Source organism: Methylobacterium sp. D54C (assembly GCF_053345595.1).
Map to the genome: position 1 here is coordinate 688492 of NZ_JBKFAK010000001.1, position 13745 is coordinate 702236.

General features: G+C 71.9%; 10 protein-coding genes. 5 read left to right on the forward strand and 5 right to left on the reverse strand.

The genetic code is table 11. The features are described from left to right. The first annotated feature begins 12 nt into the window (after positions 1-12). Genes ACLBYB_RS03445 through ACLBYB_RS03455 form a run of 3 tightly spaced genes read left to right on the forward strand, consistent with a single transcriptional unit; the run spans position 13 to position 3947 of the window. Positions 13-2730 (forward strand): ATP-binding protein, encoded by a 2718-nt coding sequence (locus ACLBYB_RS03445; RefSeq protein WP_447697856.1) that lies wholly within the window; start codon positions 13-15, stop codon positions 2728-2730. After that, positions 2727-3455 (forward strand): response regulator, encoded by a 729-nt coding sequence (locus ACLBYB_RS03450; protein ID WP_447697857.1) that lies wholly within the window; start codon positions 2727-2729, stop codon positions 3453-3455. The genes ACLBYB_RS03445 and ACLBYB_RS03450 overlap by 4 nt, the downstream gene beginning before the upstream one ends. Positions 3456-3500: 45 nt before the next feature. Next, complete coding sequence (locus ACLBYB_RS03455; protein WP_447697858.1) at positions 3501-3947, forward strand: PTS sugar transporter subunit IIA; 447 nt, start codon at positions 3501-3503, stop codon at positions 3945-3947. Positions 3948-3963: 16 nt separating this feature from the next. On the opposite strand, the gene ACLBYB_RS03460 is transcribed toward ACLBYB_RS03455, so the two are convergent. The 3 genes from ACLBYB_RS03460 to ACLBYB_RS03470 are packed head-to-tail and all read right to left on the reverse strand — an operon-like array spanning position 3964 to position 8875. Further along, the gene (locus ACLBYB_RS03460) at positions 3964-5304 is read right to left on the reverse strand and encodes an NCS2 family permease (RefSeq protein WP_447697859.1); all 1341 of its coding nucleotides are present in this window, start codon (positions 5302-5304) and stop codon (positions 3964-3966) included. Next, positions 5304-8039, reverse strand: coding sequence for a molybdopterin-dependent oxidoreductase (locus tag ACLBYB_RS03465; protein ID WP_447697860.1), 2736 nt, complete (start codon positions 8037-8039; stop codon positions 5304-5306). Before ACLBYB_RS03465 ends, ACLBYB_RS03460 begins: the two co-directional genes overlap by 1 nt. After that, a complete protein-coding gene (locus ACLBYB_RS03470) occupies positions 8036-8875 on the reverse strand; it encodes an FAD binding domain-containing protein (RefSeq protein WP_447697861.1) in 840 nt (279 codons plus the stop codon). The genes ACLBYB_RS03465 and ACLBYB_RS03470 overlap by 4 nt, the downstream gene beginning before the upstream one ends. A gap of 173 nt (positions 8876-9048) precedes the next feature. Between ACLBYB_RS03470 and pucL the strand changes: the two genes are divergently transcribed. Continuing rightward, positions 9049-9891 carry a factor-independent urate hydroxylase gene (gene pucL, locus ACLBYB_RS03475; protein ID WP_447680391.1) on the forward strand — a complete coding sequence of 281 codons (843 nt, stop codon included), beginning with the start codon at positions 9049-9051 and terminating at the stop codon, positions 9889-9891. Positions 9892-10304: 413 nt separating this feature from the next. After that, complete coding sequence (locus ACLBYB_RS03480) at positions 10305-11789, forward strand: methyl-accepting chemotaxis protein (protein WP_447697862.1); 1485 nt, start codon at positions 10305-10307, stop codon at positions 11787-11789. A 25-nt stretch (positions 11790-11814) separates the two neighbouring features. Here the strand turns inward: ACLBYB_RS03480 and ACLBYB_RS03485 are convergent, their stop codons facing one another. Both ACLBYB_RS03485 and ACLBYB_RS03490 read right to left on the reverse strand, forming a co-directional pair. Continuing rightward, on the reverse strand, positions 11815-12534 hold the full coding sequence (locus tag ACLBYB_RS03485; protein WP_447697863.1) for an HWE histidine kinase domain-containing protein: 720 nt from the start codon (positions 12532-12534) through the stop codon (positions 11815-11817). A gap of 215 nt (positions 12535-12749) precedes the next feature. Continuing rightward, positions 12750-12935: a hypothetical protein gene (locus ACLBYB_RS03490; RefSeq protein WP_132366249.1), complete on the reverse strand. Its 186-nt coding sequence runs from the start codon at positions 12933-12935 to the stop codon at positions 12750-12752. Positions 12936-13745: the final 810 nt, after the last annotated feature.

Consider the following 13745-nt stretch of genomic DNA (forward strand, 5'->3'; position numbering starts at 1 on the left):
AAGATGGCGATCATGCCCGAGACCGGCCGCGACCCGACCCGCCCCTCCCCCGACGCCCTGCTCGAAGCGGCGCGCCGGGAGGAGCGGACGCGCGGCCGGCTCAAGGTGTTCCTCGGCGCCGCCCCCGGGGTCGGCAAGACCTACGAGATGCTGACCGTCGGGCGGGCCCGGCTGAAGGCAGGGCTCGACGTCGTGGTCGGCGTCGTCGAGACGCACGGCCGCGCCGAGACCGAGGCCCTGCTCGACGGGTTCGAGACGATCCCCCGCCGTTCCGTTCCGTATCACGGCACCGTCCTGCAGGAGATGGACCTCGACGCCCTGCTGGCGCGCCGGCCGGCCCTCGCCTTGGTCGACGAGCTCGCCCACACCAACGCCCCGGGCTCGCGCCACCCGAAGCGCTACCAGGATGTCGAGGAGCTGCTCGATGCCGGCATCGACGTCCTGACGACGCTCAACATCCAGCACGTCGAGAGCCTCAACGACGTGGTCGCGTCGATCACCCGCATCCGGGTGCGCGAGACGGTGCCGGACGGCGTCCTCGACCGGGCCGACGATATCGAGGTGGTGGACCTCAACCCCGACGACCTGATCCAGCGCCTGAAGGACGGCAAGGTCTACGTCCCGACGCACGCCGAGCGCGCGCTCAAGCACTACTTCTCGCGCGGCAACCTCACGGCGCTCCGCGAGCTGGCGCTCCGGCGCACCGCCGACCGGGTCGACGACGAGCTGCTCGGCCACATGCGGGCCAACGCGATCGCCGGTCCCTGGGCGGCGGGCGAGCGCGTGCTGGTCTGCGTGAACGAGGATCCCCGCTCCGCCGGCCTCGTGCGCCACGCCAAGCGTCTGGCCGACCGCCTGCACGCCCCCTGGACGGCGCTCTCCATCGAGGGCGCGCGGGCGGCGGCCCTGAGCGAGGCCGAGCGCGACCGCATCGCCGAGGCCCTGCGGCTCGCCGACCGCCTCGGCGGCGACGCCGTCACCCTGCCGGGCGGGCGCCGGATCGCCGACGACGTGCTCGACTACGCGCGCTCGGCCAACGTGAACCACATCGTCGTCGGCAAGGCGAACCGCTCGTGGCTCTTCGAGCTGGTCAACGGCTCGGTGGTGTACGACCTCGTGCGGCACAGCGGCGCCATCAGCGTGCACGTCGTCCCCGGCGAGGCCGTCCCGGACGAGAAGCCGGCGCGCCGCGCCGTGGCGGTGAGCGCGCCGCGCCCGGGGCGCGACGCGCGGCCCTACGCGATCGCGCTGGCGGCGATCGCCGCGGGCCTCGGCGCGGCCATCGTCGCGGAACCCTACGCGGGCGTCGAGAACGCCGACCTGTTCCTGCTGACCGCGGTCGTGGCGGTGGCGGTGCGCTGGGGCCTCGGGCCGTCCCTCGTCTCGGTTGTGGCGGCCTCGCTCGCCTACAATTTCTTCTTCCTGCCGCCGGTCTACACCCTCACCATCGCCGATCCGACCAACGTCGCGGCGTTCCTGCTCTTCACCCTGGTGGCCGTCCTCGTCTCGAACCTCGCCTCCCGCGCGCGTCGCGTCGCGGTGGTCAGCCAGGGCCGGGCGCGGGCCACGGAGCGGCTGTTCGGCTTCTCGCGGAAGCTCGCCGCCTGCGGCACCCTCGACGACGTGCTCTGGGCCACCTGCGCCCAGGTCGCCGCGATGCTGAAGGTGCGCGTCGTTCTCCTGCTGCCCGACGGCCAGGCCGTCACGGTGCGGACGGGCTACCCGCCCGAGGACATGCTGGACGAGGCCGATCTCGCGGCCGCGCAGTGGGCCTTCGACAACGACCGGCCCGCGGGCCGGGGCGCCGACACGCTGCCGGGCGCCAAGCGCCTGTTCCTGCCGATGCGGACCGGACGCGGGACGATCGGGGTGATCGGCCTCGATTCCGACGGCATCGGGCCGATCCTGTCGCCTGAGGGCCGCCGCCTCCTCGACGCCCTGGCCGACATGGGCGCCCTAGCCATCGAGCGGGTCCGGCTCGTGGAGGATCTCGACCGGGCCGAGCGCGCGGCCGAGACCGACCGCCTGCGCCAGGCGCTGCTCACCTCGATCAGCCACGACCTGCGCACGCCGCTCGCCTCGGTCCTGGGCGCGGCCAGCACGCTGCGCGACCTCGAGGCGGCGCTGCCCGCGGACGCCAAGGCGGAATTGCTGGCGACGATCATCGAGGAGTCGGAGCGGCTCAACCGCTTCATCGCGAACCTCCTCGACATGACCCGGCTGGAGGCCGGCGCGGTGGCGCCGAACCTCTCCGCGCAGGACGTGGCCGAGACGGTCGACACCGCCCTGCGCCGCACCCAGAAGATCCTTGCCGAACACCGCGTCGCCGTGGACGTCGAGGCCGACCTGCCGCCGCTGGCGCTCGACCCGGTCCTGTTCGAGCAGGTCCTGGTCAACCTCCTCGACAACGCCGCCAAGTACGCGCCCGAGGGCTCGACCGTGACGGTGCGCGCGCGCCGCGCGGACGACCGCGTCCGCATCGCCGTGCTGGACGAGGGCGACGGCCTGCCCGAGGCGGATGTCGAGCGGGTTTTCGACAAGTTCTACCGTGTCCGGAAGGGCGACCGTGTCCGGGCCGGTACCGGGCTGGGCCTCGCCATCTCCCGGGGCTTCGTCGAGGCGATGGGCGGCACCGTCACGGCCGAGAACCGCCCCGACCGCGGCGGCGCCTGCTTCACCGTCAGCCTGCCGATTCCGGCCCGGAACGCGCCCAGGGACATCGCCGCATGAGCCCCACGATCCTGGTCGTCGACGACGAGCCGCCGATCCGCAAGCTCCTCCGCATGGGCCTGGCCACGCAGGGCTACGCGATCCTGGAGGCGCCCGATGCCCGGACCGCCCTGGCGCTGCTCGGCCGGGAGGGCGTCGACCTCGTGATCCTCGATCTCGGCCTGCCCGACATGCGCGGCCACGACCTGCTGCGGTCGGTTCGATCGAGCCATCCCGACCTCCCGGTCGTCGTGCTTTCGAGCCGCGACGACGAGAGCGGCAAGGTCGAGGCGCTCGATCTCGGCGCCAACGACTACGTGACCAAGCCGTTCGGCATGGCGGAGCTGCTGGCACGCCTGCGGGCCGCCATGCGCCACCAGCTCGCCGCGCGCGGCGAGCGGCCGATCTTCCGCGTCGACACCCTGTCGGTCGATCTGGTCCGCCGGATCGTGAAGGTCGACGAGGCCGAGGTGAAGCTGACGCCGCGCGAGTACGACTTCCTGCGCGTCCTGGTCCTGCATGCCGGCAAGGTGCTCACCCACGCGCAGCTGATGCGCTCCGTGCCGTCCTCGTCCGACCCGCAATACCTGCGCGTCTACGTGCGCCAGCTCCGCCAGAAGCTGGAGGTGGATCCCGAGCGGCCGCGGATCTTGCTCACCGAGACCGGCGTCGGCTACCGCCTGCGCGCGCCCGACGACGAGCCGACCCCGCCGCACCGCGGCGTCGGCGGCGCGATCGCCCACTGATCCCGAGGACGACCCGATGTGTCCCAGCGCCCGCGATCCCGCGCGATGAGTGTGGACCGGATCCTCGCGCCCTCCGACGCGCTCGTCGGCCTGCGCGCCGCCGGCAAGGGGGCGCTGCTCGAGGAGCTGGCGCGCCGCGCCGCCAACGCCCTCGGCCTCGCCGCGGAGACGATCTTCCCGGCGCTGATCCGGCGCGAGAGCCTGGGCTCGACCGGGGTCGGCGACGGCATCGCCCTGCCGCACGCGCGCCTCGAGGGCATCGCGCGCCCCTACGGGATCCTGGCCCGGCTCCGCGACCCGATCGATTTCGACGCGGTCGACGATCGGCCGGTGGACCTCGTCGTCCTGCTGCTGCTCCCGGTCGCCGCCGAGGGCGAGACGCTGAACGCGCTGGCCTGCGTGGCGCGGCGCCTGCGCGACCCCGGGGCCGCCGCGGCGATGCGCGCCGCGCGGGACGCGGCGGCGCTCTACGCGGCCGCGACGGGCCGGTAAGGGCGCCGCGCGGCCGTCAGTGCGCGCCGCCGGTCTCGACGAACTTGAACAGGAAGACCGCGGCGATCACCCAGACGATCGGCTTCACCTCCCGGGCGCGGCCCGCCAGCAGCTTCAGCGCCACGTAGGTGATGAACCCGCAGGAGACGCCGGTGGCGATCGAGTAGGTGAAGGGCATCAGCAGGGCCGTGACGCAGGCCGGCACGACCTCGGTGATATCGTCCCAGTCGAGTTCGACCAGCTCGCGCAGCATCAGGCAGGCGACGTAGAACAGCGCCGGCGCCGTGGCGTAGGCGGGCACCGCGCCCGCGAGCGGCGCGAAGAACAGGCAGGCGAGGAACAGCACCGCCACGGTGGCGGCCGTGAGCCCGGTGCGGCCGCCCTCCTCGACGCCGGAGGCGCTCTCCAGATAGGCCGTCGTGCTCGACGTGCCGAGGAGCGAGCCCGCGAAGACCGAGACGGAATCGGCCATCAGCGCCCGGTCGAGGCGGCGCATCTTCCCATTGGTCAGGAGTCCGGCCCGGCTCGCCACGCCCATCAGCGTGCCCGTGGCGTCGAACAGCTCCACCAGGAACAGGACCAGGATGACGTGGAGCAGGCCCGCCGAGAGGGCACCCGGGATGTCGAGGGCGAACAGGGTCGGGGCGATCGACGGCGGCAGGGAGACGATTCCCTGGAAGGTGTTGCCCGCGAAGACGAAGCTCAGCGCCGTGACGGCGAGGATGCTCGACAGCAGTGCCGCCCGCACCTTCCGGGCGGAGAGGACGGCCACCATCAGGAAGCCCAGCACCGCCAGGATCGCCTCGGGCTTGTGCAGGTCGCCGAGGGTGACGAAGGTCGCCGGGCTCGCCGCGACGAGGCCGGCGTTCTTGAGCGCGATGATCGCCAGAAACAGGCCGATCCCGACCGTGATGGCGATCCGCATGGAGCGCGGGATCCCCTCGACGATCAGCGCGCGCAGGCCTGTCAGCGTGACGATCAGGAAGCACACGCCCGAGATGAACACCGCGCCGAGGGCGGCCTGCCAGCTGAAGCCGAGCTGCTGGACCACCACGTAGGTGAAGTAGGCGTTGAGCCCCATGCCGGGCGCGAGGGCGATCGGGTAATTGGCCCAGAGCGCCATGATCATCGAGCCGAGCGCTGCCACGAGGCAGGTCGCCACGAAAACCGCGCCCCGGGGCATGCCGGCATCCCCGAGGATGCTCGGGTTGATGAAGACGATGTAGGCCATCGTCAGGAAGGTGGTCAGCCCCGCGAGCACCTCCGTGCGCACGCTGGTGCCGTGCTCGGCGAGGCGGAAGGTGCGTTCCAGGAAGCCGGGCCTCGCCGCCGGCACCGCGTCCCGCGGGCGGTCCATCACGCGAGCCCGGCCCGGCCGGCCGCGACGGCCCGGTAGATCCTGTCGGGCGCGAAGGGGGTCGCGGTCAGGCGAGCCCCGGTCGCGTCCCGGATGGCGTTGCCGAGCGCCGCCGCCACCGGGTTGAACGGCGACTCGCTCATCGACTTGGCGCCGAGCGGGCCGACGCTGTCGTGCGTGTCGGCGAACAGGACCTCGGTCTCGGGCACGTCGGCGCAGGCGGGGATGTGGTAGTCGCGGAACGTCTGCGTGACGAGGCTCCCGTCCGCGGCGACCTGGACGTCCTCGTAGAGCGCCGCGCCGAGCGCCTGCGCGATACCGCCCTCGACCTGACCGCGGCACTGCATCGGGTTGATCACCCGCCCGGCATCGGCGGCGTGAATGCTTCTCAGGATCCGCACCGCGCCGCTCACCGGGTCGACCGCCACCCGGAAGGCGTGGACGTTGAACGCCACCGAGCGCGGGCTGCCGTCGGCCCGGCCGGTCGCGTCCAGGGGACCGACCGCCGCCAGCGTGACCGGTCCGGCCGGCGTCTCGACCCGCTCCCCGTCGAAGCGGCAGGATTCCGGGGTCGCGCCCGCGATCTCGGCGGCCCGCGCGCGGATCCTGAGCGCGAGCGCCTCGGCGGCGCGCAGCGTCGCCAGGCCCGCCACCACCGTGCCGGTGCTCCCGTAGGCGCCGGTGTCGTGCCCGACGCTATCCGTGTCCGCGCCCGCGACGCGGACACGTTCCGGCGCGGCGCCGAGCGCCGAGGCCGCGATCTGCCGATGCACCGTGCTGGTGCCGTTGCCGAACTCGGCCGTCCCGACGCGCACGGTGAAGTGCCCGTCGGCGTCCAGGCTGACCCGCGCGTCGGCGTGGTGGCCGCGCGGCGGGATCGTGTCGATCATCGCCATCGCCATGCCGGTCCCGGCGCGCCAGCCGGGCTCGGGCTCGGGCCCCGGATCGGCCCGCAGCGTGTCCTCGACCAGGGTGAGGCACTGGTCGAGCCCGTAGCTGCCGAAGATCACGTCGTGCGGTTCCAGGCTGTTCGACACCATGGCGTCGCCCGGCTTGACGGCGTTGCGCCGCCGCAGGGCGAACGGGTCCAGGCCGAGTTCGCGGGCGACCTCGTCCAGGGCGGATTCCAGCGCGAAGATCGTCTGGCTCAGACCGTAGCCGCGGAAGGCCCCCGCCGGCACCGTGTGGGTGTAGACGGCGCGGCCGCTCACCTGCTTGTTCGGGCAGACATAGGCGGCCAGCACCTCGTGGCAGGCGTGGTGGATCACGCCGCCCGCGTGGTTCCCGTAGGCGCCGGTGTCGGACAGGACGTCGAGGCTCAGCGCCGTGAGGGTGCCGTCGCGGCGGGCGCCGACCTTCACGTCCACCCGCATCGGGTGGCGCGTCGTCGTCCCGACGAACTGCTCCCGGCGGGTCAGCTCCCAGCGCACCGGCCGCCCCGTGTGCAGGACCGCCAGGGCGACGAGATCCTCGGTCAGCATCTCCTGCTTGCCGCCGAAGCCGCCCCCGACCCGCGCGCAGACGACGCGCACCGCGTCCTTCTCGAGGCCGAACAGGTCCGCCAGCGCGTCCCGGGTCAGGAACGGCACCTGGGTGCTGGTGCGCAGCGTCAGGCGGCCGTCCTCGGCGCGCCAGCCGATGCAGCCGTGGGTCTCCATGGCGGCGTGCTGGACGCGCTGCGACCGGAACGTCCCGGCGTAGACGAAATCGGCCTCGGCGAGGCCCGCCGCCACGTCGCCGACCGCGCCGTGCACCTCGCCGGCGAGGTTGGGGTGCTGTTCGAGGGGCGGCGCGTCCTCGCCCGGGCAGTCGCGGGGATCGTGGACGCGGGCCGCGTCGGGATCGAGGGCGCGCTCCGGATCGAGGAGCGCCGGGCGCACCTCGTAGGTCACCTGCAGGGCGCGGCAGCCGGCCTCCGCGGCGGCTTCCGTCTCCGCCACCACGGCGGCGACGCGCTGCCCGACGAACCGCAGGATCGGGTCGAGGACCCGCGTGTCCGAGGCGTCGTCCCGCGGGTCCTCGTGGCGCGCGGTCGAGAATCGGCGCGTCGGCGCGTCGGCGTGGGTCAGCACGGCCACGACGCCCGGGACGGCGCGGGCGGCCGTCGCGTCGATCGCGACGATCCGGGCATGGGCGTGCGGCGAGCGCAGCACCTTGAGGTGGAGCGTGTCGCCGAGCGGCGCGTCCATCGTGAAGCGGGCGCGTCCGGACACGACCAGCGGCGCGGCCGGTGCCGCGAGGTTGCGGCCCACGGGATCGCCGCAGCCGCCGCTCTCGACCGAGCGCGCGCTGCCCGCGATGGCCTCGCGCACGGCGCGGTAGCCGGTGCACCGGCAGAGATTGCCCTTGAGGGCGGTGCCGAGATCCTGCTTCTGACCCTGGTCGAGGCTCGCCGCGGTCATGATCATGCCGGGCGTGCAGAAGCCGCACTGGAAGCCCTGGGCCGCCAGGAAGGCTTCCTGCATCGGGTGGAACGCCGCCGGCTCGGCCGCGTCGGCGCGGCAGGGACCGGCCAGCCCCTCGATCGTGGTCACGCTCCGTCCCTCGGCGCGGAAGGCCGGTACCAGGCAGCTGTGCACGGGCTCGCCGTCGAGATGGACCGTGCAGGCGCCGCAATCGCCGGCGTCGCAGCCCTTCTTCACGCCGAACCAGCCGGCCTCGCGCAAGTAGGTCCGGAGGCACTGCCCGGCCCTCGGCACGCCCTCGTGCGCGGCACCGTTGATCGTGAGCTTCATGACGCGGCTCCCGGCGACGGCGCCGCGTCGAGCGACCCGCGGATCTCCTCGGCGAAGTGCCGGGTCATGTGGCGGCGCCAGTCGGGCCGCCCGTGGACATCGTCGTGGTAGAGCGCGTCCGGGATCGCCTCGTCCAGCGCCCGCATCAGCGCGGCCGGATCCGGCAGACCGTCGAAGGCGAGGCGCAGCGGGCGTTTGACGGAGGCCGTGACCGTGAGCGCGAAGGCGCCGTCCGGGCCGCGCGTCCCGATCAGCAGCGCGCCGGAGCGCCCGTTCGGGCTGAGGGTGATGCGGCGGAAGGCCGTGCGGCGCGCGAGCGCCGCGGCCGGCATCGACAGGCTCCGCAGGATCTCGCCCGGCGCCAGGGCGTTCCGCTGCGGCGCGAGGACGAAGTCGAGGATCGGGAGCTCCCGCTCGGCCCCGTCGGCGGACCAGATCGTGCAGGTCGCGTCGAGGGCCGTCGCGAGGGCGATCATCGGCCCGGCCGGGAGTGCGAGGCAGACGTTGCCGCCGACCGTGGCCACGTTCCAGATCTTGAAGGAGCCGAGCAGCGCGCGGCAGCACTGGCCCACCAGCGGCGCCGCGTTCCAGCCCGGCGGCAGTTCCAGCCGGTCGAGCTGGGCGATGGTGCAGGTCGCCGCGAGGGTCAGGCCGTCCGCGTCGACCGCGTGCGGTGGCCATCCGAGCGCCGCGAGGTCGACGAGGCGCCGCATCCCGACCTGCGGCTCGGAGAACAGCCACGTCCCGCCTCCCAGGCAGGCATCGCCGTCCGCCCAGGCGGGAAGCTCGGTCCGACTCCGCGGCCGGACGACGGTCTCGATCGTGTTGAGGTCCATGCCCGCTCGCCGGTCCGAGGCCGGTTCGGCCCGGCCCGACACTATGCCGGTTCTAATCGGGCCCCGGTCAAGCCGCGCCGGCAACTTCGAACCTTGGCGCCCCCACGCACGTCGGCCTAGGATGAATCAGATTTGCGTGAGATGGCCGGCGGCGGTCCGGATCGGAGATCCCCATGGCCCTGACGGCATCGCGGTACGGCAAGGAACGGGTTCGCGTGCTGCGCCTCGCCCGCGACGGCGACCACCACACGCCGCGCGAGCTGACGCTGTCGGTGATGCTGACCGGGCGCTTCGAGGCGGCCTGGACAGAGGGTGACAACCGCGCCTCCATCGCCACCGACAGCATCCGGAACATCGTCAACGTGACGGCGGCGCGGCATCTCGGGCTCGACGCCGAGGGATTCGTCGCCGCGGTCGCGCGGGTGCTGCTCGAGACCTACCCGCAGGTCGAGACCGTGACGATCGACGCGGAGGAAGTTCGCTGGCTCCGCCACGCGATCGCCGACGCGCCGCACGGCCACACCTTCACGCGCGACGGGAACGGCGCCGGCTTCGTGGGGCTCACCGCCGACCGGACCGGGTCGACCCTGCGCTCCGGATTGCGCGGCTACACCTTCATGAAGACCACGCAATCGGGCTGGACGGGGTTCGTGGCGGACCAGTACCGGACCCTGCCCGACACGACCGACCGCATCGCCGCGACCAGCATGGACGCGACCTGGACCTGGGCCTCCGCGCCGCACGATCACGGCGCCACCAATGCCCGCATCCTCGCGACACTGTTGACCGTTTTCGGCACCACCTACAGCCGCGGGATCCAGGACAGCATGTACCGGATGGGCGAGGCCGCCCTGGCCGCCGTCCCGGAACTGGCCGAGATCGGCTTCGTCATGCCCAACAAGCACTACCTGCCGATCGACCTGACACCGTTCGGCCTCGACAACCCGGGCGTTGTCTTCCTGCCGACCGACGAGCCCTACGGCCGGATCGAGGCGACCATCGGCCGGACAGGTTGATCAGTCCACGCCGCGACGCCCTTCCCAGATTCCCAACGCGTCAAGGCGCGCCGCGTCGATCGTTGAGCGGTGGATCAGCGGTGCAATCCTACAACCGCAGGCTGGCGAGCGGCGGGCGAACGCCGGCGACGCACAACGCAAGATAGTCTCGCCCTTGATCTATGCTGTCCCATGGCTTTTCATTAAGTGGGACTGCGCAGTTCGCGGATCACCGCGATTTTCTTGAGCAAAGCGAACCATTTTAACCGCCGCGCAACGGCATCCCATTATCAAAGCCCTCGCTATAGCCGGGCATCGACAGATTTATGATGTCGCCCGTCGCAATAAAAATTGATCTCGATCAAGAAATTCTTGATCCGACCGGCTCGGTGCGCGCTTCGGCCGCACCCTCATCCCAGAATGCGGAGAAATCGATGTTCGAGGGCGTTCTGGCTGGGAGGGATCACGCGGCCAAACTCGCGGCGTTGAGCCGGTCCCTCGCCACCATCGAGTTCGCGCTGGACGGTACGATCCTCGACGCCAATCCGAACTTCCTGGAAGCCATGGGCTACGCGCTCGAGGAGATCCGCGGCCGGCATCACAGCCTGTTCGTCCCGCCGGCCGAGCGGGAGAGCGAGGCCTATCGGGAATTCTGGGACAAGCTGCGGCGCGGCACCTTCGCCAGCGCCGAGTACAAGCGGCTCGCCAAGGGCGGGCGGGAGGTCTGGATCCAGGCCTCCTACAACCCGGTGCTCGACGCGCGCGGCGGACCGGTCAAGATCGTCAAGTTCGCCACCGACATCACCGCCCAGAAGCTCCGCGCCCTCGATCTGGAAGGGCAGATCAGCGCGCTACACCGCTCGCAGGCGGTGATCGCCTTCGCGCTCGACGGCACGATCCTCACCGCCAACGCGAACTTCCTCGACGCGGTGGGCTATCGGCTCGACGAGATCGTGGGGCGGCATCACAGCCTGTTCGTCGGCGAGGCGGAGCGCGCCAGCGAGGCTTACCGGCTGTTCTGGGCCGCCCTGGCGCGCGGGGAGTATCAGTCCGGCGTGTTCAGCCGCACCGGCAAGGGCGGCCGGGAAGTCTGGATCCAGGCGACCTACAATCCGATCACGGACGCGGATGGACGGCCCGTCCGGGTCGTCAAGTTCGCCACCGACATCACCGCCCAGGTCCACGAGCGGCAGCAGCGCGCCGCCGCGCAGAGCGCCATCGGCGCCGAGCTGGACGCCATCGGCGACGCCGTGGCGGATGTGACGCGCCAGGCCGACGCGGCGGTCACGCGCGTGCACCGCGTGTCCGGCGACATCCGCTCGGTGGCCACCGGCGCGGAGCAGCTGTCGGCTTCGGTGGATGAGATCAGCCAGCAGGTGAGCCACGCCGCCGAGATGGCCGGGCAGGCCGTGGAGCAGGCACAGCGCACCGGCCGGATCGTGACCGGCCTCAGCGACCAGGCCGCGCAGATCGGCGCGGTGCTGAGCCTCATCGCCGGCATCGCCGCGCAGACCAACCTGCTCGCGCTCAACGCCACCATCGAGGCGGCCCGTGCCGGCGAGGCCGGTCGCGGCTTCGCGGTGGTGGCGTCGGAGGTGAAGACCCTGGCCGCGCAGACGGGGCGCGCGACGGAACAGATCCGCCAGCAAATCGCCTCGACGCAGGCGGCGACCCGGGAGGCCGTCGACGCCATCGACACGATCCAGGGCACGATCCGGGCCCTGGACGCGGCCTCGTCGACCATCGCGGCGGCCGTGGAGGAGCAATCCGCGGTGATGCGCGAGATGTCGGGCACCATGCAGACCGCCGCACAGGACGTCTCCGCGATCTCCGGCGGGATGACCACGATCGCGCGGGCGAGCGGCCGTGCCGACCGCGCGACGCGGCAGGTCCGGGAGACCGCGCGGGCTTTCGGCTGAGGCGATCCGGGCGGTCGCCGCCGGGTCAGCCCGGATCGCCGCCTTCGTCCGCGCGCTCGTCTTCGACCAAGCGCCCGATCCGGGGGATCAGCGGGCAGGTGACCGTGCAGCGCAGGCCGTCGGGCTCGAAGGCGAGCGCGACGGTTGCCCGCAGCTCGTAGCTCAGCATCTCGGTGAGCACCTGCATGCCGAAGCCGCGCCGGCTCGGCTGCGCGACGCCTGACCCTCCCGATTCCTTCCAGACGAGCGTCATGTCGCCGGGCGGGCTCGCCCCGGCGCCGGCGACGACCCAGGTGACGTCGACACCGCCCTTCGAGAGACCGAAGGCACCGTGCTCGATCGCGTTGCTGCAGAGTTCGTGGACCGCGAGGGCCATGAGTTGCGCGGCCTTCGGCCGGAGGCGCACGGTCGGCCCCGCCAGCGTCGCCTGCTCGCCTTCGCGGATCAGGTGGATCATCAGCTCGTCGGAGATGAGCGTGTGCAGGCTGACCTCGCCGAACGTGTCTGCCGCGACCCGCACGCGCGCGATGGCGTCCAGCCGACCTTCGAGATGCGTCGCGTAGCCGTCGACGGTCTCGGCGGTCTCGGCCGAGAGACGCAGGACCGCCCGCAGCATCGCCAGCGTGTCGCGCAAGCCGTGACGCAGACCGTCCGGTGTCCCGGACTCGTCTAGGAGGCGGCGAAGACGGGCGTTGTCCGCTTCGAGGTGCGCGACGCGCGCGGCCATTGCTTGAGGCTCTGCCATGTTCGCTCTCTCAGCGCCGAAAGCCGGGAGGTTCCGTTCAGCTCACATAACGTATCGCGGACCTGCGCCAGCATCACAGACCGGAGATTTTCGCTGTACCGGGCGGGAAGTGCCGGCTCGTGCCCGTCTGACCTGAACACGCCCCACCGCGGAGCGATCATCGAGTTCCGAGATGCTGTCAGCCAATACCGGCGATCATTCGTCCAGGATTCAGGCTACGTTCTGACCAGAGGCCGATCTTCGACGAAGCACCTCCGAGCCGCACGCAAAGCTTCGGCCTTGATCACCCCGAGCGACAATCCGGCCGCGTCGACGTTCGCGATCATCCCGAGCCGGCCGAATGCCGGATGGCGGTTTCGGCAGGATCCGAGCGTCGTCGGGCCCGGTTCGACCTGCACCATCCGCCGGCGATCCGGAAAACGCCAACGGTAGGGCGGCGGACGCGCCCGCCCAGGGGGCCTCGCATACGCCCCACGCCGGGCCGGAGTCCGACCCTTGTTTCGGTTCGGCTAACCATCCCTGCCCCGGTCGCCTACCCGTGGCCGGACTTCGATGTGCGGGAGACGGATGCGTGGCGGGACAAAGCTTGCGGAAGGCAGGACGGCTGAAGCGGCTCTGGCCCGGGCGCGCGGCTACCCTTCCGCCGGCACCGCGTTCGCCGGGACTGGCCGACCTGCCTGAACCGCCGCCGCCGCGCGGTCTCACGGCCTCCGAGCTGATTGCCATGGCGCGCCAAGCCCGGGCCATGTCCGATCAGAGGGATCCGGCAAAAACCACGAGCGTTTCCTGAGGTCCGCCGCACGCTGTCGGGAGGTCGTCATGGGGCTGGTCGCCTTCATCGTCTTCGTCTGTCCCTGGATGGGCATCGCCGGCCTGCTGTGGATGCGGGCACGGCAGGCCAAGCCGCTCTGACCGAGGCTCCGTCGCCGCGTCGCCCGGCGATCGTCTCGGCTGCGATATGCCCTCCGAGCAGCCCGCCCGGAGGCGAGCCATGGCCCGCGCGTCGGCCTGTATCGAGCCGGTCCTGAAGCTCACTGACGGGCGCGGCCGCGCGACTCTCCGGCAGCGACAGAATCGGACGCCTAGCAGCTTCCCCTACAATAATGCATCGCCATCTCGCTCGCCATTCCGATATTTGTCTTATATAGTTTGCTCGTGTAAATTATAAGTCTGCCGATATAAGCATATGATCCAGCTTAACCGAGGTTCGA

What these genes read in the sequence shown, in the direction of transcription:
- ACLBYB_RS03445 (WP_447697856.1), top strand. Translation starts at nt 13, where the DNA reads ATGCCCGAGACCGGCCGCGACCCGACCCGCCCCTCCCCCGACGCCCTG.
- ACLBYB_RS03465 (WP_447697860.1), bottom strand. Translation starts at nt 8,039, where the DNA reads ATGAAGCTCACGATCAACGGTGCCGCGCACGAGGGCGTGCCGAGGGCC.
- ACLBYB_RS03480 (WP_447697862.1), top strand. Translation starts at nt 10,305, where the DNA reads ATGTTCGAGGGCGTTCTGGCTGGGAGGGATCACGCGGCCAAACTCGCG.
- ACLBYB_RS03450 (WP_447697857.1), top strand. Translation starts at nt 2,727, where the DNA reads ATGAGCCCCACGATCCTGGTCGTCGACGACGAGCCGCCGATCCGCAAG.
- ACLBYB_RS03455 (WP_447697858.1), top strand. Translation starts at nt 3,501, where the DNA reads ATGAGTGTGGACCGGATCCTCGCGCCCTCCGACGCGCTCGTCGGCCTG.
- ACLBYB_RS03490 (WP_132366249.1), bottom strand. Translation starts at nt 12,935, where the DNA reads ATGGTGCAGGTCGAACCGGGCCCGACGACGCTCGGATCCTGCCGAAAC.
- ACLBYB_RS03470 (WP_447697861.1), bottom strand. Translation starts at nt 8,875, where the DNA reads ATGGACCTCAACACGATCGAGACCGTCGTCCGGCCGCGGAGTCGGACC.
- ACLBYB_RS03460 (WP_447697859.1), bottom strand. Translation starts at nt 5,304, where the DNA reads ATGGACCGCCCGCGGGACGCGGTGCCGGCGGCGAGGCCCGGCTTCCTG.
- pucL (WP_447680391.1), top strand. Translation starts at nt 9,049, where the DNA reads ATGGCCCTGACGGCATCGCGGTACGGCAAGGAACGGGTTCGCGTGCTG.
- ACLBYB_RS03485 (WP_447697863.1), bottom strand. Translation starts at nt 12,534, where the DNA reads ATGGCAGAGCCTCAAGCAATGGCCGCGCGCGTCGCGCACCTCGAAGCG.